The following is a 19,613-nucleotide window of genomic DNA, read 5'->3' on the forward strand; positions in this document are numbered from 1 at the left end:
GTTCCATTCCGGCCCCGATTTTGCGATAGGCAGGCAGAACGGCAGGGGCGCCTGCCGATTCCAACCCCTTTTGTGGAAGTCGCCCGTGGCGTTTCGCGACGGCCCTTTTGAAAACCTGAAGGTGCCGCTGGCCTGGACCGCCGCGGTGGTCGCCGTCGTGGCCATGATCGCGGCCGGCCTGCTGCTGATCAGCGACCGGGGAACGCCGGACGGCGGATCCAGCTATGGACCGGCGCGGGGGGCGGCGGAGACTGTGACCGGGCCGGTCAGCGGAATCCTGGCGGCGCCGGTGCGCTGGGTCGGCGCCGTGACGGACTACGTCGGCGGCTATTTCTTCGCCGTCTCCGAGAACCGCCGGCTGAAGGCGGAACTGGCCGAGTTGCAGCCGTGGCGCGACCAGGCCATCGCCCTGAAGAACGTCAACGCCCGCTACGAGGCCATGCTGGGCCTGCGAACCGAGCCGGCCGTGCCCATGGTCACGGCGCGAGCCATTTCCGACGCGCGCGGCCCCTTCAATCGGGCGAAGCTGGTCGATGTCGGATCGTCCAAGGGCGTGCGCATCGGCAATCCCGTCATCACCGAACACGGACTGGTGGGACGGGTGGTCGGGGTCTCCGGCGGCGTCAGCCGGGTGGTGCTGCTGACCGACGTCGCGTCGCGCACCCCGGTCCTGGTCGATCGCACCGACGCCCGCGCCATGCTGACCGGAGACGGCAGCGGCAATCCCCGACTGGAGTTCGTACGCGGCGCCGGTTCGGTTCAGGCGGGCGACCGGATACTGAGCTCCGGCGACGGCGGCGGCCTGCCGCGCGGCATTCCGATCGGCGTGGCGGCCAAGGGAATCGACGGCAGCTGGCGCGTCAAACTGTTCAGTGATCGCGGTCCGGTCGACTATGTCCGGGTGCTGTTGTTCCAGGACTTCGGTCAGTTGATCGATCCGAACGCCCTCAATGCGCCGCCCCTGGCCGGTCTGACGACGGCCCCGCCGCCGAGCGCGGAACAGGCCGGCGCCATCGACGACGCCAATGCGCGCCGACAGGCCGCCGCCCAGGCCCAGGCGGAGCGCGCGCGCATCGCGGCTGCCGCCGTCGCCAGGACGCCTCCCGCACCCGTCGCCGCCAGGCCCGCCGCCCAGACATCTTCCGGTTCGACGGGGGGCGCGCAGCCGCGGTCCACCCAGACCCCTTCCGCGCAGACTCGCCCGACGCCGCCTCCTTCGGCCCAGACCGGTCCCACGCAGACCCGACCCGCACAGCCTCGTCCCGTGCAGGCGCGCCCCGCCGAAACCCGTCCGGAGCCGTCGCAGCCCGCCGAATCGGCGCCCGCCACGGAGGGCGCGACGTGAGACGGCCGGTCGCGGTCCGCGTCGTGGGCCCCCTGCAATGGATCGTCTATCCGGCCCTGGCGGCGGTCGCCGCCACCATCGTCTTCGCGACCCCGGTCGAGCTTTTCGGCCTGACCCTGCCCGAGCCGGTGTTTCCGATGGTTCTGGCCTTCGCCTGGCCGCTGATCCGCCCGTCGATGACGGCGCCGGCGGTGCTGTTCGTGCTGGGCCTGTTTCTGGACCTGTTCTGGAACGGTCCGCTGGGCCTGTGGTCGCTGTGCCTGATGGGCGTTTATGCCGTCGTCCTGCTGTCGCGGAACCTGTTGGCCGGGCATGAGGGCGTGGTCCGGTTCGCCTGGTATGCGGCCTGCACCCTGGGGGCCTTCCTGGTCGCCTATGTCATCGTGGCGATCCGGGCCGCCAATCCGCCGGCGATCCTGGCGCTGATCGGCCAGATCACCCCGACCCTGATCCTGTATCCGATCGCCGACTGGATGCTGGAGCGGTTCGACGACGGGGATATTCGGTTCCGATGAGCGGCGAGCCCTCGATCTTCTTTTCGGATGTCAACGAGCGCCAGGGCTCCTTCCTGCGCCGCACCTTCGTGTTCGGCGGTCTGGCGGCGCTGGGGGTGACGGCCCTGGTGGGGCGGCTGGCCCAGCTTCAGGTCGTCCAGGCCCAGGAATATGCGACCCTGTCGTCGCAGAACCAGTTCAACTTCCGCCTGGTGCCGCCGCCGCGGGGTCTGATCAAGGACCGGAACGGCGTCGTCATCGCCGGCAACCGCCCCAGTTTCCGGGTGCTGGTCGTCCGCGACGAGACCAAGGACCTGGACCAGACGCTGGACCTGCTGGGCCGGCTGCTGCCCGATACGCTGGAGCGTCGCCGGGCCATCATCCGCGAGGTTAACGCCTCGCCCAAGTTCAACCCGGTCCCGGTGAAGAGCGACCTGACCTGGGAGGAGTTCGCCAAGGTCAATCTGTACGCCAACGAACTGCCGGGCGTCATGGCCGACATGAACGACGCCCGCTACTATCCGTTCGGCGGGGCCTTCGCCCATGCCATCGGCTATGTGGCCAAGGTCTCGGACCGCGACGTCAAGGCGATCAAGGACAAGGGAGAGACGGTCCCTCCGCTGTTGTTCAACCCCAGTTTCCGCATCGGCCGTCAGGGGGTCGAAAAGGCCCTCGACGAGGCGTTGCGCGGCGAACCGGGCGGCAACCGCGTCGAGGTGGACGCCCGCGGCCGGGTGGTGGCCGAGGACGTGGGCGGCTCGCGGCCGGCCGTGCCGGGCCAGGAGGTGGTCCTGACGCTGGACGCCGACGTGCAGAACCGCGCGCTGGAGGTTTTCGGCGACGAGTCGGGGGCCTGCGTGGTCATGGATGTCCGCAACGGCGACATCCTGTGCATGATGTCCGCCCCGTCGTTCGATCCCAATCTCTTCGTCAGCGGCGTCCCGACCAAGGTCTACAGCGCCTTGCGGGACTACGAGCGCAAGCCCCTGTTGGACAAGACGTTGAACGGCACCTTCCCGCCGGGCTCGACCTTCAAGCCGACGACGGCGTTGGCCCTGCTGGAAGCGGGCGTGGATCCCAGCCAGACCGTGGTCTGCACCGGCGCCTATCGAACGGGAAACAAGGTTCAGCGCTGCTGGGGGCGTCACGGCGTGCAGAACATGCACGACGCGATCAAGAACTCGTGCGACGTCTATTTCTACGCCATGTGCAACCGCGCCGGCGTGGACCGGATACGTCAGGCCGGCCTCGCCCTGGGTTTTGAGCACACCTTCGACATCGGGGTGGGCAACCAGAAGAAGGGCTTGCTGCCGTCAACGGAATGGAAGGCCCGCACCTTCCCGCGCGATCCGGTCTGGCATCCGGGCGAGACGACCTCCGTGGCGATCGGGCAGGGGGCGATCACCGTCAATGCGTTGCAGCTGGCTGTGATGACATCGCGGCTGGCCAACGGCAAGAAACAGCTGCAGCCGCGTCTGATCAAGTCCATCGGCGGGGTCGAACAGCCCAGCGGCGCCGAGGCGCCGGATCTGCCGTTCGTGCCCGAGCATGTCGAATATGTGCGTCAGGGCATGATCGCCGTGGCCAACGACCGGTCCGGCACCGCCTATCGCCAGAGCCAGCTGGGACTGGGCGACATTCAGATGGCGGGCAAGACCGGCACGGCCCAGGTCCGCAACTATGGCACCGGTTCGCGCAAGAGCGACATCTGGGCGCTGAAGGACCACAATCTGTTCGTGGCTTTCGCGCCGGTCGACGCGCCACGCTATGCCGTGGCCATCATCGTCGAGCACGGCGGCAAGGGCGGGGCCACGGCCGGCGCGCCGCGCGCGCGCGAGGTCATGCGGACGGTCCTGCTGAAGGATCCTGACATGCGCGCCCGGATCGAGCGTCCGTTGCCGCCCGAGCCTGTCGGACCCGAGGTCGATGAAGGCCTGGTCGGGGCCGCGCCCGAGCCCGACATCGTCGTGGACACGCCGGCGAACGCGCCGCCGTCCGGTCCGGCGCCGTCCACGGGCCCGCGCCCCTATCTGTCCGAGCCGCGCTGATGACCGCCTCCGCCCTGTCCCGTCCCGGCGAGCGCGAGCGCGTCTCGACCAAGATCAGCCAGATCGACTGGCGTCTGCTGGCCCTGATCTGCGTGGTGTCCGGCACCGGCGGCCTGATGCTATATTCGGTCGGCGGCGGGTCCTGGTCGCCCTGGGCGGCGAACCATCTGATCCGGTTCGGCATGTGCGTGGCCCTGATGCTGGCCTTGTCGATGGTCAATATCCGCTTCTGGTTCGGCCTGGCCTATCCGGTCTATGGCGTCGCCTTGCTGATGCTGGCCCTGATCGAGGTGCCGGGTCTGGGCTATACCGCCATGGGCGCGACGCGCTGGCTGAACCTTGGCGTGACCCGGATCCAGCCGTCCGAGATCATGAAGATCGGCGTCGTCCTGGCCCTAGCGCGCTGGTACCACGGCGCCTCGGCCAAGGAGGCCAGCTTTCACTGGAAACTGATCTTCCCGGTCGCCATCATCGGCCTGCCTTTCCTGCTCGTGGCGCACCAGCCGGATCTGGGATCGGCGATGCTGATCGGCCTGACCGGGGCGGCCATCATGTTCATGGCCGGATTGAGCTGGAAGATCATCGCCGCCGTCGGCGCGGCTGCCGTGGCCCTGGTCCCGCCCTATGTGATGTTCGGCATGCACGACTATCAGCGTCACCGCGTGCTGACCTTCCTGAACCCGGAGGCCGATCCGTCCGGCACCGGCTATCACATCATGCAGTCGAAGATCGCCCTCGGGTCGGGCGGTTTGCTGGGCAAGGGGTTCGGCCTGGGCAGTCAGAGCCAGCTGGAATTCCTGCCGGAGAAACACACCGACTTCATCTTCGCTGCGGTGTCGGAGGAGTTCGGCTTTGTCGGCTCCTTCACCATCCTGGCCTGTTATGCGGCGATCATCCTGATCTCGCTGCGGATCGCCTCTTTGTCGCACAGTCATTTCGGCCGTCTGGCGGCGTCGGGCGTGACGGCGACCTTCGCCATGTATGTGCTGATCAACGGCGGGATGGTGATGGGACTGGCGCCTGTCGTGGGCGTGCCCATGCCGCTGTTGTCCTATGGCGGCACGGTGATGCTGACGGTGATGATCGGTTTCGGCCTGGTGATGGCGACGCGCGTGCACCGCTATGCCGAGCTGCCGAAGGGCCATGGGCTGATCTGATGCCGGGCGCGCTACCTCAAGCGATGGTTCTGGACAGATGCGCCAGGGTTGTGATCGTGTTCGTGCGATGACGACCAAGACCGGCCAGGGCCGCAACCGAACCATGGGCGATATCGCCCGCCTCGCCGGCGTCTCGCCGATGACTGTTTCACGCGTCGTCAACGGCGACGCCCGCGTGCGCGAGGCGACACGGGCCAAGGTCGAGGCGATCATCCGCGAGACCGGCTATGTGCCCGATCCCGCCGCACGGATTCTGGCGCGGGCCGGGGGCGGGCGGATCGGCCTGTTGTACGCCAACCCGTCGAACGCCTATCTGGCCGAGGTCCTGTCCGGCGCCCTGGAAGGGGCGCGTTCGGTGGGGCTGCTGCTGTTGATCGAGCCGTCCCAGGCCGGCGCGCCCGAAGAGGAGCGTCAGGCGGTGCAGCGGCTCGCCGCGGGCGGCGCCCTGGGGGTGATCGTGCCGCCGCCGCTGGGCGAATCGCGCGCCACCCTGGACGCCATCACCCAAAGTCGCATGAAGGCCGTGGTCCTGGCCGCCCCCGCGCCGAGCGAAGACCTGGTGTCGCTGCGGGTGGACGACGTCGGCGCCGCCCACCAGATGACGCGGCATCTGCTGGACATGGGCCATCGCATCATCGGCTTCATCGAGGGACGGGAAGACCAGACCGCCAGCGGCGACCGCCGTCACGGCGCCCAGACGGCAGTCGACGATTTCGACGGAGCCGTGCTGCTGGTGCAGCCGGGCGACTTCACCTACCGGTCCGGCTTCGAGGCGGCGCGGCGTCTGCTGGCCCAGGGGTCGCGGCCGACGGCGATCTTCGCCAGCAACGACGACATGGCGGCCGGAGCCCTGGCCGCCGTCCACGCCGCCGGCCTGTCGACGCCGGGCGAAGTGTCGGTGGTCGGATTCGACGACACCTATCTGGCCGCCAGCGTCTGGCCGGCCCTGACCACCATCCGCCAGCCGGTCGCGGCCATGGCCCGTCGCGCCGCCATTATTCTGGGGCGGGGCGGCGAGAATTCCGGTCCCGTGGCCCACGAATTGATCCTGCGCGAGAGCACGGCGCCGCCCGCCGATTGACACGACGCCTACTATGCAAGATGGTAGCGCTACCACATCGTAGAGTGTGGATGGGAGACGATCTTGAACCTTGCCTCACACCTGCCGGCGGACTGGCGCGACGCGCGCCTGTTGGGACGCATCCTGACGTCGGCGGGGCCTTCGCCCGTTCTGGCGCGGGGCGGGCGGCTGTTCGACATCTCCGGCGAGGTGGCCACGAGCGCCGAGGCGGTGTCACGCGGCGATCTGGACGGCAAGGGCGTCGACCTGGGCGCGCTCGACGAACTGTCGTTCGCGACGGCCTGGGATGAACCGCGTGAGGGCGACATCGTCCTGCTGTCGCCGCTGGACCTGCAGTGCATCAAGGCGTCCGGCGTCACCTTCGCCGTCTCGGCCCTGGAGCGGGTGATCGAGGAACGGGCGCGGGGCGACGCCGACGCGGCGAACGCGGTGCGCCAGTCGATCCTGGACCGGATCGGCGGCGATCTGAAGGATCTGCGCCCCGGATCGGAACAGGCCGAGGCGGTCAAGGCGCAATTGATCGCCGACGGCCTGTGGTCGCAGTATCTGGAAGTCGCCATCGGCCCCTATGCCGAGATCTTCACCAAGGCGCCGGTGCTGGCCTCGGTCGGCTTGGGGGCGGAGGTCGGCGTGCGGTCTGATTCGGCCTGGAATAATCCGGAGCCCGAGGTCGTGGTGATCTGCGACCCGACAGGACGTCCGGTCGGCGCCAGCCTGGGCAATGACGTCAATCTGCGCGACATCGAGGGCCGTTCGGCCCTGCTGCTGGGCAAGGCCAAGGACAACAACGCCTCCGCCGCCGTCGGCCCCTTCATCCGCCTGTTCGACGACGGTTTCGGCATGGACGACGTGCGCGCCGCGACAGTGCGGCTGGAGGTCGAGGGGCCGGACGGTTTCCTCATGACCGGCGAAAGCTCGATGCGGCTGATCAGCCGCGATCCGGAGGAACTGGTGCGCCAGACCTTGAGTGCTCATCAGTACCCGGACGGTTTCGCTCTGTACCTCGGAACCATGTTCGCGCCGATCGAGGATCGCGACGCGCCGGGCAAGGGCTTCACCCACAAGATCGGGGACCGTGTGCGGGTCTCGTCCGAGAAGCTGGGCGTGCTGGAGAATATCGTGGCCCACTGCGACCGGGCTCCGGCATGGCGGTTCGGGGTGGTGGAGTTGATGCGTAATCTGGCCGGTCGCGGCCTGCTGGGAGTATCTGTATGAGTCGCGCCGTCTATCCGTCGCTGAAGGACCGTCTGGTCGTCGTCAGCGGCGGCGGTTCCGGCATCGGCGCCGGATTCGTCGAGGCTTTCGCGCGCCAGGGCGCCCGCGTCGTCTTCCTCGACATCGCCGAGGCGGAATCGAGAGCGCTGGAAGCGGCCCTCGCTGATCTGTCGCCGGCCCCGGTCTTTCATCCCTGCGACCTGACCGATGTCGCCGTGCTTCAGGCCTGCCTGGCCGAGGTGGTCGCGAGCCACGGGCCGATCGACGTTCTGATCAACAACGCCGCCAACGACGATCGCCACAGCCTGGTCGAAGTCACGCCCGCCTATTGGGACGAGCGGATCGCGGTGAACCTGCGCCACCTCTATTTCGCCGCCCAGTCGGTCGCGCCGGGAATGCGCGGACAGGGGCGTGGGGTGATCATCAACATGGGGTCGATCAGCTGGCATCTGGGCCTGCCCGATCTGTCGCTGTACGAGACCGCCAAGGCCGGGATCGAGGGGATGACGCGGGCCCTGGCGCGCGAGCTGGGCGGCGACGGGGTGCGGGTGGTCTGCATCGTGCCCGGCAATATCCAGACCCCGCGCCAGATGCAGTGGTACACGCCCGAGGGCGAGGCCGAGATCGTGGCGGCCCAGTGCCTGCCTGGACGGCTTCAGCCCGAGGACGTCGCGGCCCTGGGCCTGTTCCTCGCGTCCGACGACGCACGTTTGATTACAGGCCACGAATATTTCGTGGACGCAGGCTGGCGATAGGCTTTCCTACCGCCGATCAACGCCCGCGTCAGACGGGCTCTATATGGGAGTATCATCGAATGGCAGGACCGACGGGGGGCTCAGGCCCGGATATTGCGGGTGACGACCGCGTCAACATGGCCTTCATCGCCCTGATCGTGGCCGTCGCCACCATCGGCGGCTTCATGTTCGGCTATGATTCAGGCGTCATCAACGGCACCCAGGACGGGCTGGAGGCCGCCTTCAACCTGTCGGAACTGGGCACCGGATTCAACGTCGGCGCCATCCTGCTGGGCTGCGCGTTCGGGGCCTTCATCGCCGGCCGTCTGGCCGACGCCATCGGCCGTCGCACCGTGATGCAGATATCGGCGGTGCTGTTCATCATCTCGGCGGTCTGGGCCGGGGCGGCCGACACTTCGACCCACTTCATCATCGCCCGCTTCATCGGCGGTCTGGGCGTCGGCGCGGCCTCGGTCCTGTCGCCCGCCTATATCTCCGAAGTGACGCCGGCATCGATCCGCGGCCGGCTGTCGTCGGTGCAGCAGATCATGATCATCACCGGCCTGACCGGCGCCTTTGTGGCCAACTACGCCCTGGCCCGCACCGCCGGCGGGTCGACCGCCGACTTCTGGCTGGGCTTCCCGGCCTGGCGCTGGATGTTCTGGCTGCAGGTGATCCCGGCCGCCATCTATCTGTTGGCCCTGCTGGTCATTCCCGAAAGCCCGCGCTTCCTGGTGGTCAAGAGGAAGGACGCCCAGGCCGAGGCCGTGCTGTCGAAACTGTTCGGCCCCGGCGCAGGCGCGCGCAAGGTGCAGGAAATCCGCGCCTCTCTGGCCGCCGACCACAAGCCCAAGTTCGCCGACCTGCTGGACCCGGCGACCCGGAAGGTTCGTCCCATCGTCTGGGCCGGCCTGATCCTGGCCGTCTTCCAGCAACTGGTCGGCATCAACATCGTCTTCTACTATGGCGCCGTGCTGTGGCAGTCGGTCGGCTTCTCCGAGAACGACGCGCTGCAGATCAACATCCTGTCCGGCGTCCTGTCGATCGCGGCCTGCCTCGCCGCCATTTCGGTGATCGACAAGATCGGACGCAAGCCGCTGTTGCTGATCGGTTCGGCCGGCATGTTCGTGACCCTGGCCGTCGTGGCCTGGTGCTTCTCGCGCGCGGCCCTGATCGACGGTTCGCTGCACCTGGACGACCAGACCGGTCTGACCGCCCTGATCGCGGCCAACGCCTATGTGGTCTTCTTCAACTTCAGCTGGGGCCCTGTCATGTGGGTCATGCTGGGCGAGATGTTCCCGAACCAGATGCGCGGTTCGGCCCTGGCCGTCGCCGGCTTCGCCCAGTGGATCGCCAACTTCGCCATCTCGGTCAGCTTCCCGTGGATGGCCGCCAACCTGGGTCTGGTCGTCACCTACGGCTTCTATTCGGTCAGCGCCCTGATCTCCTTCTTCCTGGTCCAGGCCTGGGTCAAGGAGACTCGCGGTCGCGAACTGGAAGACATGACGGGCTGACATCGTCGGCCTGTCTCACCATCTCCCCGAGACGGGCGGCGCTCCCCCGCCGCCCGTCAGCCACGAAAAGGACATCCCATGACCGACACGCTTGAACTCTCGCACTGGATCGGCGGCGAGAAGGTCTCTGGCGCGCTTGCGGGCGAAAGCCTCAATCCGTCCGACACGCGCGACGTCGTGGCCCGCACGCCCCAAGGCGGCGCGGCTGAGGTCGATCAGGCCGTCGCCGCCGCTCGCGCCGCCTTCCCCGGCTGGTCGGACGCCTCGCCGGAAGTCCGGTTCGACGTGCTGGACAAGGCTGGATCGCTGATCATGGAGCGCGCGGCCGCTATCGGCCGCCTGCTGGCCCGCGAAGAAGGCAAGACCCTGCCCGAGGGCATCGGCGAGACCATGCGCGCCGCCCGTATCCTGAAATATTTCGCGGGCGAGGCCCTGCGCGTGCACGGCCAGAACCTGGCCTCGACCCGTCCGGGCGTCGAGATCCAGACCTATCGTCAGGCCGTCGGCGTGTTCGGCCTGATCACGCCCTGGAACTTCCCCATCGCCATTCCGGCCTGGAAGATCGCCCCGGCCATCGCCTTCGGCAACACCGTCGTCATCAAGCCCGCCGGCCCGACCCCGGCCACGGCCGAGGCCCTGATCGCCGTCTTGCATGAGGCCGGCCTGCCCAAGGGCGTCGTCAACATGGTCATCGGCGACGGGGACGTCGGCCGCGCCATCGTGGCCCACCCGGGCGTCGACGGCATTTCCTTCACCGGCTCGCAGGCCGTCGGCGCAGGCGTCGCCGAGGGCGCGATGAAGCGTCAGGCCCGCGTGCAGCTGGAGATGGGCGGCAAGAACCCGCTGATCGTCCTGGACGACGCCGACCTGGACCGCGCCGTCGCCATCGCCCTGGACGGCTCCTATTTCGCGACCGGCCAGCGCTGCACCGCCTCCAGCCGCCTGATCGTTCAGGACGGCATCCACGACCGGTTCGTCGCCGCCCTGGCCGAGAAGGTCGCGGCCCTTCGCGTCGGCGACGCCCTGGACCCCAACACCCAGATGGGTCCGGCAGTCAGCGAGGCTCAGCGTGAGACCTCGTACAAATATATCGACATCGCCCGCGAGGCCGGCGGCCGGATCGTCACCGGCGGCGAGCGGCCCAACCTCGACAAGCCGGGCTGGTACGTCCAGCCGACCCTGATCGCCGACACCCTCGCCGATGCCCGGATCAACAACGAAGAGGTCTTCGGCCCCGTCGCCTCGACCATCCGCGTGGCCAGCTACGAAGAGGCGCTGGCCGTCGCCAACGGCGTCGAGTTCGGCCTGTCGGCGGGCATCGTCACCCAGTCGCTGAAATACGCCCGCGACTTCCAGAAGAACGCCCGCGCCGGCATGACCATGGTCAATCTGGCCACCGCCGGGGTCGACTATCATGTGCCGTTCGGCGGGTCGAAAAAGTCCAGCTATGGCGCGCGGGAGCAGGGGTTTGCGGCGGTCGAATTCTACACCCAGATCAAGACCTCCTATTCGGCGAGCTGATCCATGGGCGATGTGGAACTGGTCTGGGACGTCCAGGCGGAGTTGGGCGAAGGCCCGGTCTGGGACGACGCGCGCAAGGCGGTGTGGTTCGTCGATATCAAGGGGCGCAAGCTGCACCGCTATACCCCCGCGAGCGGCGAGACCGTTTCGTGGGACACGCCGGACCAGACCGGTTTCGCCCTGCCGGCGGAAGACGGGTCGCTGGTCTGCGGGGTTCGCGGCGGCCTGCACCGCTTCGAGCCCGAGACGGGCGTCTTCACCCTGATCCAGCCGGTCGAGCAAGACCGGCCGCAGAACCGTCTGAACGACGGTTTCGTGGCGCCGGACGGCTCCCTGTGGTTCGGATCGATGGACGACAGCGAACAGGTCCAGACCGGCGCCCTCTATCGCTGGTTCCAGGGCGAGCTGACCCGGCACGACGACGGTTACGGCGTCACCAACGGCCCGTGCCTGAGCCCCGACGGCCGGACCCTGTATCACCACGACACCTTGGCCAAGACGGTCCTGGCCTTCGACCATGACGACGGCGCCCTGTCGAACCGCAGGGTCTTCGCCGTGACGGAGGACGGTTACGCCGACGGGCCCAGCATGGATTCAGCCGGGGTGCTGCACGTCGGCCTGTTCAACGGCTGGGGCGTGGCGAAATTTTCGCCGGACGGCCGGCGGATCGGCAAGATCGACATGCCGGTCCAGACCGTCACCAAGGCGGCCTTCGGCGGCGAGGATCTGCGCGACCTCTATATGACCACGGCCTGGCTGGGGAACGCCGACAAGCGGGGCGAGCAGCCGACGCTGGGCGGCCTCTATCGGGTGCGGGTCGAGACGCCGGGCCTGCCGCAGAACCGCATCCGCCTGTGAGCGGCGAGGCTGTGATCCGGCTGAGGGCCGGCGGCTGGCGTGCGACCCTGGCGCCGGAGCGGGGCGGGGCGATCCTGGACCTGAGCCTGGGCGGCAGGCCGGTGTTCCGGCCGACGCCTGATGGGGCGACGGACATGCTCGACATGGCCTGTTTCCCCCTGGTCCCCTACGCCAACCGGATCGCCGACGCGCGGTTCGTGTTCGAGGGGCGTGAGGTCCGACTGGCCGCGCAGGACCGGTTCGCCCCCCACGCGCTGCATGGGGACGGCTGGCTGAATCCATGGACGGTCGAGACGGCGGGCGAGGCGCGCGCCGAACTGACGCTGGACTGGCCGGGCCAGAGCTCGGTGGACGGGGTCGGCTGGCCCTGGCCGTGGCGGGCGCGGCAGACGATCACGCTGACCGACCAGGGGCTGGAGATCGCCCTGTCCGTGACCAATACCGGCGAGACGGTCATGCCCGCCGGTCTGGGCCTTCACCCCTATTTCCACAAATATCCGGACGCGCGGCTGACGCTGTCGGCGACCGGGATCTGGCTGACCGACGCGCGCGAGATCCCCGAGCGGCTGGCGGCGCCGGACGCGGTGGCGGACTGGACCGACGGACTGGCCCTGGCCGAGGCGCCCTTCGTCGATCACGCCTATGCCGACTGGAACGGCGAGGCCCTGCTGGACGGCGGGGGGCGGCGTATCGTGCTGCGCGGCGGCGAGGGCGCGGACTGGGCCCAGGTCTATGCCCCCGTCGGAGCCGACTATTTCTGCGTCGAGCCGGTGACGCACCGACCCGATGTCCTGAATGCGCCAGGGGGCGAGCGCGGCGGCCTGGCGCGGCTGTTGCCCGGCGAAAGCCTGACCCTGGCAATGACGGTCACGGCCGAGGTCTAGGGCAGGTTCAGCCCGCAGCTTCGGTCCAGGCCGAGACGAAGGCGGCTGCGTTGCGGCCGACCTGTTCGGGCGACTGACCGGGCTTGAACACCGCCGAGCCGATGCCGAAGCCGGAGGCGCCGGCGGCCAGCCACTGGCCCATGCTGTCGGGATCGACGCCGCCGACCGGATAGACGCGGGTGGCGGCGGGGAGGACGGCGCGGACGGCCTTCAGCCCCTTGGTTCCGGCGACCTCGGCGGGAAACAGTTTCAGCGCGTCGGCTCCGGCGTCCAGGGCGGCGAAGGCTTCGGACGGGGTGAAGAAGCCGGGCAGGGAAAGAAGGCCCAGGGTCTTGGTCTCGCGGATCACATCGGTATTGACGTTGGGCGAGATGACCAGCTGACCGCCGGCCTGGGCGACTTCGCGCGCCGCCGCGACGGTCAGGACCGTGCCGGCGCCGACCAGGGCCCGGCCGTCCAGGGCGGCGCGCAGCCGGCGGATGCTTTCCAGAGGCTCGGGCGAGTTCAGCGGCACTTCCAGGCAGAGGAAGCCGGCGGCGACGATCGCCTCGCCCACCGCCACGGCCTCGTCAGGCTTAAGCCCGCGCAGGATGGCGATCAGCGGCAGGGTGTCCAGGCTGTCGATGGCGACGGGGATCATTGCGAAAAGGCCTCGTAAATGCGCCACAGGCCTCGGGCCGTGGCGTCTTCGGCGCTGTGCCGGCGCACCGTGGCGCATCCGGCCAGCGCCAGGGCTTGCTGGTAGCGGATCGTAAGCCGGTCGGCGCCAACGATGCTGATGTCTCCGGCCAGGGAAGACCGGGGCTGGGCGGCGATCTCGAGGCCGATCAGCAGACCCGACATATAGTCCGCTGTCCCGCTCAAGGGAACGCGACCGGCCAGCATCTCGATCCGCACCGAAAACAGGTCCGCGCTCGCCGCCGAGGTCGCGAGACCCCGCTCGACGCCGCGCTGGAAAGCGTCGTCGTCGCCACCTGGCTCGCCCATGCCGACGCCCAGCACCGTGCCGGCCCGCAAGGCTGAAAACAGCTCGCCTGTCATGAAGGTGCGGAAGTCGCGGATGCGCGCGCCGTCCATCCTGACCCATTTGCTGTGCGTGCCTGGGGCGACGATTACAGGGGCGACGGCTTCGGCGCCGATGAGGCCGAGGATCTGGGTCTCTTCGCCGCGCATGACGTCCTGCAGGCCAGCCTCATCGACCATGGCGACGGCCGGGATGATGAAGGGGCCGTCCGGGTCGGGTCGTTTCAATCCCGCGATAATCTCGTCCGCCCCGGCAGGGCAGGGCAGGAAGCCGGCGTCGAGCCAGCGTCCTGGCGCCCCGGCCATGCCGCAAACGAAGACGGGCAGGGCGGGGTCGAGCCAGTCGCCGGCCACGGCCTGCAGGATGGGGGCGAAGGCCTCCGGCGTCAGTCGGCCGGCCCCACGGGGGTCCGAACGGCTTTCCAGCACCCGGCCGCCTTCGGCGATCCGCATCACGCGCAGATTGCTGGTGCCCCAGTCGACGCCGATAAGTCGCGGAAGGCTCACGTCACCACCAGATCGAATAGACCAGGATCAGGAAGGCGACCACGCCGACCGCGGCCAGGTTGAAGCCCAGCGAGGTCTTGTAACTGATCTGGTCCAGCTTGATCTTCATCGCATCAGGCTTGGCCGGGACCAGCAGGGACACGACCACCGCCGCGATCAGGGAGACGACGAAGACGACGCCAACCCGGTTCATGAAGGGGAAGATGAACTGACCCGTCTCCTGCAGCCACCAGAAGATCGCCGACAGCACGACCGAGCCAATGGCGGCGGTAAGGGCGCCGGCCTCGGACGCCCGCTTCCAGAACAGGCCCAGCATGAAGATGACGACGATGCCGGGGGTGAAGAAACCGGTGAACTCCTGGATGAACTGGAAGGCTTGATCGAAGCCGCCCAGCAGCGGGCGGGCCGTCAGGATGCCGATGACCACCGCGGCGACGGCGGCGATGCGACCGACCGTGACCAGCTGATGCTCGGGCACGTCCTTCTTGATCTTGGCGTAGAGGTCCAGGGTGAAGATGGTCGAGATCGAGTTCACCTTGGAGGCCAGCGAAGCGATGATGGCGGCGATCAGGGCGGCGAAGACCAGGCCCTTCAGCCCGACCGGCAGCAGGTTCATCATCGAGGGATAGGCCTGATCCGGCGCGGTCAAGGTGGGCGCCAGGACCAGGGCGGCCATGCCCGGCAGGACCACGATCACCGGCATCAGAAGCTTCAGATAGGCGGCGAAGGCGATGCCCTTTTGCGCTTCCGGCAGCGACTTGGCGGCCAGGGCGCGTTGGATGATGTACTGGTTGAAGCCCCAGTAGCTGATGTTCATGACCCACAGCCCGCCCAGCAGGACGGCGATGCCCGGCAGTTCCTGATAGTGCGGATTATCCTTCGACAGGATCATGTCGAACTTCTCGGGGAACTGGGTCAGCAGGGTGTGGAAGCCGGCGGCCGCGCCGCCTTCGCCGCCGATGGTCGACAGGGCGATGAAGCCGATGATCAAGCCGCCGCAGACCAGCAGGGCCACCTGGACGATGTCCGTCAGGGCCACGGCCTTCAGACCGCCCCACAGCTGATAGGCCAGGGCGAAGACGCCGATGGCGACGATGGCGTAATCCTGGTTGAAGCCAGTGACGGTGTGAACGGCGATGGCGCCCAGCCACAGGATCGAGGTCACGTTGACGAAAATGTAGAGCAGCAGCCAGAAGACGGCCATGACGTTGCGGATCGTCGGCCCGTAACGCTGCTGCAGGAACTGCGGCATGGTCACGATGTCGTTGCGCAGGAAGATCGGCAGGAAGAACTTGCCGACGATCAGCAGGGTCAGGGCCGCCATCCATTCATAGGAGGCGATGCCCAGGCCGATGACATAGCCCGAACCGCTCATGCCGATGATCTGTTCGGCCGAGATATTGGCCGCGATCAGCGAGGCGCCGATGGCCCACCAGGGCAGGCTCTTGGACGCCATGAAATAGTCGGTGGAGGTCTTCTGCTCGCCGGCTTTGGTGCGCGAGACCCATTGGGCCAGACCGAAGATGAAGACGGCGTAGATCGCCAGAATGGCGAGATCGATGCCCGCGAGCGTCATGTGTGTTTCCCCACTATGGCCCTTTGATCCGGGCTTCCGGCAAAGCCTAGGGGAGGCGCTGACGCGCCGCAACGATATTTTTATATATGCGTGGAGATTTTACCCGCAGCAATGTTAAGGTTCCGCGACCGTCAGGCTTCACTGGATCGGACCACCCCGGTAGCTTGCAAGTCTTCCGACAGGATTCTCATGACCGACCCAGACGCCGCTGACGACCGTAAATACCGCGCTCCGGCCCTCGAGAAGGGGCTGGACGTCCTAGAGCTTCTGTCGGCCCAGGGCGAGCCGATGACCCCGTCGCAGATGTCCATGACGCTGGGACGTTCGGTCAGCGAACTGTTCCGCATGATCCAGGTGCTGGAGTTCCGGGGCTATATCGAACAGTCGCCGGACGGCTATCGCCTGACCAACCGTCTCTTCACATTGGGCATGACCCAGGCGCCGATCAAATCCCTGGTCGATGTCGCAATGCCCGCCATGCGGGACCTGGCGTCCAATACGCGGCAATCCTGCCACCTGGTGGTGCCGTCCGGCGACCAGATCGTGGTCATCGCCCGGATCGAGAGCCCTGGCGACCTGGGCTATTCGGTCCGCATCGGCTATCGCCGCAGCATCCTGCACGCGACCTCGGGCCTGATGTTCTATTCGCGGGCGAACGAGCGGGCGCGCAAACATCTGCACGACAGCCTCGTCTCCCTGTTCGGAGAGGCATCGGTGGCCGAGTTCGCGGAGCGGGCCATGGTCATGACCCGGGGCGCCCATGTCGAACGCGCCAGCGATTTCGTGGTCGGCGTCACCGATCTGGTCGCGCCCATAATGGGGTCCGACGGCGTCATCGCCACCCTGATCACCCCCTTCATCGAACAGGCGTCGATGGTCTGCACAAAGGACGAGGCGGCGGCGCTGCTGGTGCAGACGGCCGGGGCGATTTCCGACCAGATGAGCGCCGTTTCCCAGGCTTGAGCCTTCCCTGAGCGGTCCACCGTTGACAGGAACAATGGCTGTTGTCATTTTCGTGGACGGTAACAGTTTTCATTTGTAAAAGATCACTAACCGCCGGGTAAACGGCGGGCGTCGAGGAGGCGCGCTCAAGATCATGGCCGCCATCTATTCCGATCTGAAGGACAAGACCGTCATCGTCACCGGCGGCGCCGGCGGCATAGGCGAGGGCATCGTGCGCGCCTTCCACGCCCAGGGCGCCCGTGTCGGCTTCCTGGACATAGACGCCGGGCGCGGACCGAAGCTGCAGGCGGAACTGGGGCAGGGGGCGCTGTTCGTCGCCTGCGACCTGACCGATATTCCCGCGCTGAAGGCGGCCGTGGCCCAGGTGCGCGCGGCGTTTGGGCCGATCGACATCTTGGTCAACAACGCCGCCCATGACGAACGTCATGCGACCCTGGACGTGACCGAGGATTACTGGGACGGCCGGATGGCCGTGAACCTGAAGCACCAGTTCTTCGCCGCCCAGGCCGTGCTGCCTGACATGCAGGCGACCGGCAAGGGCGCCATCGTCAATCTGGGCTCGACCTCCTGGATCATCGGCCAGGGCGGCATGCCGGCCTATACGGCGTGCAAGTCGGCCGTGATCGGCCTGACCCGTTCGCTGGCCCGCGACTTCGGTCCTTTCGGCGTCCGCGTGAACGCGGTCGCCCCTGGCTGGATCATGACCGAGCGCCAGCTGGAGCTGTGGGTCACGCCGGAGACCGAGAAGGAAATCTACGCCAACCAGTGCCTCAAGCGCCGGCTCGTGCCTGACGACATCGCCAAGGTGGTCGTCTTCATGTGCTCGGACGAGGCCGGGGCGATCACCAATCAACACTATGTCGTCGACGGCGGCTGGACCTGAAATGACCGATACCTCGAAACCCAAGAAGACGCTCCGCAGCCGCGCCTGGTTCGACAATCCGGAAAACCCGGACATGACGGCCCTCTATCTGGAGCGCTATCTGAACTATGGCCTGACCCGCAAAGAGCTGCAGTCGGACAAGCCGATCATCGGCATCGCCCAGACGGGCTCGGACCTGTCGCCGTGCAACCGCCACCACCTGGTGCTGGCCGAGCGCGTCCGCGAAGGCATCCGCGAGGCCGGCGGCATCGCCATGGAGTTCCCGGTCCATCCGATCCAGGAGACCGGCAAGCGCCCGACCGCCGGCCTGGACCGCAACCTGGCCTATCTGGGCCTGGTCGAGAGCCTGTACGGCTATCCGCTGGACGGGGTCGTCCTGACCATCGGCTGCGACAAGACCACGCCCGCCTGTCTGATGGCCGCCGCGACGGTGGACATTCCCGCCATCGCCCTGTCGGTCGGTCCGATGCTGAACGGCTGGCACAAGGGCGAACGCACCGGCTCCGGCACCATCATCTGGAAGGCGCGTCAGATGATGGCGGCCGGCGAGATCGACTATGACGGCTTCATCGAACTGGTGGCCTCGTCGGCCCCGTCGGTCGGCTATTGCAACACCATGGGCACGGCGACGACGATGAATTCGCTGGCCGAGGCCCTGGGCATGTCCCTGCCCGGATCGGCCGCGATTCCGGCCCCGTATCGCGAGCGCGCCCAGGTCGCCTATGAGACCGGACTGCGGATCGTCGAAATGGTCCGCGAGGACCTGAAGCCGTCGGACATCCTGACCAGGGAAGCCTTCCACAACGCCATCGTCGTCAACTCCGCCATCGGCGGCTCCACCAACGCCCCGATCCACCTGACGGCCCTGGCCCGCCACGCCCATGTCGATGTGCCGCTGCAGGACTGGCAGACGGAAGGGTTGCACGTGCCCCTGCTGGTCAATCTCCAGCCGGCCGGCGACTATCTGGGCGAGGACTATTTCCATGCCGGCGGCGTGCCGGCGGTGGTGTCCGAACTGATGAAACAGGGGCTGATCCGCGAGAACGCCCTGACCGTCACCGGCCAGTCGATCGGCGAAAACTGCAAGGACGCCGAGATCGTCCTGCCCGACGTCATCAAGTCCTTCGACGCCCCGATGAAGACAGACGCCGGCTTCGTCGTCTTCACCGGCAACCTGTTCAACTCGGCCATCATGAAGCTGAGCGTGATCAGCCCCGAGTTCCGCGAACGCTATCTGTCCAACCCCGACGACCTGAACGCCTTCGAAGGTCCGGCCGTCGTGTTCGACGGACCCGAGGACTATCACCACCGCATCGACGACGAGAGCCTGGGCGTCACCGAACAGACGCTGCTGTTCATGCGCGGCGCCGGCCCCATCGGCTATCCGGGCGCGGCCGAGGTCGTGAACATGCGGCCGCCGTCGTACCTGATCAAGAAGGGCGTCAGCGCCCTGGCCTGTATCGGCGATGGACGTCAGTCCGGCACCTCGGGCTCGCCGTCGATCCTGAACGCCTCGCCCGAAGCGGCGGCGGGCGGCAACATCGCTCTGCTGAAGACCGGCGACCGGGTGCGGATCGACCTGAACACCGGCCGCGCCGATATCCTGATCTCGGACGAGGAGCTGGCCGAGCGCCGCAGGGCGTTCGAGGCGGCGGGCGGGTACAAATACCCGGCCTCCCAGACCCCGTGGCAGGAGATGCAGCGCGACGTGGTCGGTCAGCTGGAGACCGGCGCCGTGCTGGAGCCGGCGATCAAATACCACCGCATCGTCGACAAGTTCGGCCTGCCGCGCGACAACCACTGACGAACC

General features: G+C 67.7%; 17 protein-coding genes. 14 read left to right on the plus strand and 3 right to left on the minus strand.

Annotated elements, in window-relative coordinates:
* Positions 1-85 precede the first annotated feature (85 nt).
* The 11 genes from mreC to H2037_RS00145 all read left to right on the plus strand — a co-directional run bounded on the left by mreC (position 86) and on the right by H2037_RS00145 (position 12,851).
* Positions 86-1,345, plus strand: a complete 1,260-nt coding sequence (gene mreC, locus H2037_RS00095) for a rod shape-determining protein MreC (protein WP_292116051.1) — start codon at positions 86-88, stop codon at positions 1,343-1,345.
* Complete coding sequence (locus H2037_RS00100; RefSeq protein ID WP_292116054.1) at positions 1,342-1,860, plus strand: hypothetical protein; 519 nt, start codon at positions 1,342-1,344, stop codon at positions 1,858-1,860. The genes mreC and H2037_RS00100 overlap by 4 nt, the downstream gene beginning before the upstream one ends.
* Entirely contained in the window at positions 1,857-3,887 is a 2,031-nt protein-coding gene (gene mrdA, locus H2037_RS00105; RefSeq protein ID WP_292116058.1) for a penicillin-binding protein 2, read from the plus strand. The genes H2037_RS00100 and mrdA overlap by 4 nt, the downstream gene beginning before the upstream one ends.
* Positions 3,887-5,044, plus strand: coding sequence for a rod shape-determining protein RodA (rodA, locus tag H2037_RS00110; RefSeq protein WP_292116061.1), 1,158 nt, complete (start codon positions 3,887-3,889; stop codon positions 5,042-5,044). The genes mrdA and rodA overlap by 1 nt, the downstream gene beginning before the upstream one ends.
* Before the next feature lie 67 nt (positions 5,045-5,111).
* Positions 5,112-6,125: a LacI family DNA-binding transcriptional regulator gene (locus tag H2037_RS00115; protein ID WP_292116064.1), complete on the plus strand. Its 1,014-nt coding sequence runs from the start codon at positions 5,112-5,114 to the stop codon at positions 6,123-6,125.
* 63 nt (positions 6,126-6,188) lie between these two features.
* Complete coding sequence (locus tag H2037_RS00120; RefSeq protein WP_292116067.1) at positions 6,189-7,340, plus strand: fumarylacetoacetate hydrolase family protein; 1,152 nt, start codon at positions 6,189-6,191, stop codon at positions 7,338-7,340.
* Complete coding sequence (locus H2037_RS00125) at positions 7,337-8,095, plus strand: SDR family oxidoreductase (protein WP_292116070.1); 759 nt, start codon at positions 7,337-7,339, stop codon at positions 8,093-8,095. The genes H2037_RS00120 and H2037_RS00125 overlap by 4 nt, the downstream gene beginning before the upstream one ends.
* 59 nt (positions 8,096-8,154) lie before the next feature.
* Positions 8,155-9,588, plus strand: a complete 1,434-nt coding sequence (locus H2037_RS00130) for a sugar porter family MFS transporter (RefSeq protein ID WP_292116071.1) — start codon at positions 8,155-8,157, stop codon at positions 9,586-9,588.
* Positions 9,589-9,666: 78 nt separating this feature from the next.
* Complete coding sequence (locus H2037_RS00135; RefSeq protein ID WP_292116073.1) at positions 9,667-11,109, plus strand: aldehyde dehydrogenase family protein; 1,443 nt, start codon at positions 9,667-9,669, stop codon at positions 11,107-11,109.
* A 3-nt stretch (positions 11,110-11,112) separates the two neighbouring features.
* Complete coding sequence (locus H2037_RS00140) at positions 11,113-11,967, plus strand: SMP-30/gluconolactonase/LRE family protein (protein WP_292116077.1); 855 nt, start codon at positions 11,113-11,115, stop codon at positions 11,965-11,967.
* On the plus strand, positions 11,964-12,851 hold the full coding sequence (locus H2037_RS00145) for an aldose 1-epimerase (protein ID WP_292116080.1): 888 nt from the start codon (positions 11,964-11,966) through the stop codon (positions 12,849-12,851). Before H2037_RS00140 ends, H2037_RS00145 begins: the two co-directional genes overlap by 4 nt.
* Positions 12,852-12,858: 7 nt before the next feature.
* On the opposite strand, the gene H2037_RS00150 is transcribed toward H2037_RS00145, so the two are convergent.
* From H2037_RS00150 to H2037_RS00160, 3 genes are read right to left on the minus strand one after another with little or no spacing between them, the layout of a single operon-like run.
* Complete coding sequence (locus H2037_RS00150) at positions 12,859-13,491, minus strand: 2-dehydro-3-deoxy-6-phosphogalactonate aldolase (protein ID WP_292116083.1); 633 nt, start codon at positions 13,489-13,491, stop codon at positions 12,859-12,861.
* Positions 13,488-14,381 (minus strand): 2-dehydro-3-deoxygalactonokinase, encoded by an 894-nt coding sequence (locus H2037_RS00155; RefSeq protein ID WP_292116086.1) that lies wholly within the window; start codon positions 14,379-14,381, stop codon positions 13,488-13,490. The genes H2037_RS00150 and H2037_RS00155 overlap by 4 nt, the downstream gene beginning before the upstream one ends.
* A 1-nt stretch (position 14,382) precedes the next feature.
* The gene (locus tag H2037_RS00160; protein WP_292116090.1) at positions 14,383-15,957 is read right to left on the minus strand and encodes a sodium/sugar symporter; all 1,575 of its coding nucleotides are present in this window, start codon (positions 15,955-15,957) and stop codon (positions 14,383-14,385) included.
* A gap of 189 nt (positions 15,958-16,146) precedes the next feature.
* Between H2037_RS00160 and H2037_RS00165 the strand changes: the two genes are divergently transcribed.
* From H2037_RS00165 to H2037_RS00175, 3 genes are all read left to right on the plus strand, one after another.
* On the plus strand, positions 16,147-16,920 hold the full coding sequence (locus H2037_RS00165; protein WP_292116093.1) for a helix-turn-helix domain-containing protein: 774 nt from the start codon (positions 16,147-16,149) through the stop codon (positions 16,918-16,920).
* A 133-nt stretch (positions 16,921-17,053) separates the two neighbouring features.
* Positions 17,054-17,803, plus strand: coding sequence for an SDR family oxidoreductase (locus H2037_RS00170; RefSeq protein WP_292116095.1), 750 nt, complete (start codon positions 17,054-17,056; stop codon positions 17,801-17,803).
* A 1-nt stretch (position 17,804) separates the two neighbouring features.
* Positions 17,805-19,607: an IlvD/Edd family dehydratase gene (locus H2037_RS00175; protein WP_292116098.1), complete on the plus strand. Its 1,803-nt coding sequence runs from the start codon at positions 17,805-17,807 to the stop codon at positions 19,605-19,607.
* Positions 19,608-19,613 lie beyond the last annotated feature (6 nt).

Origin of the sequence: Brevundimonas sp. (genome assembly GCF_013912065.1) — a bacterium.
Taxonomy (GTDB): domain Bacteria; phylum Pseudomonadota; class Alphaproteobacteria; order Caulobacterales; family Caulobacteraceae; genus Brevundimonas.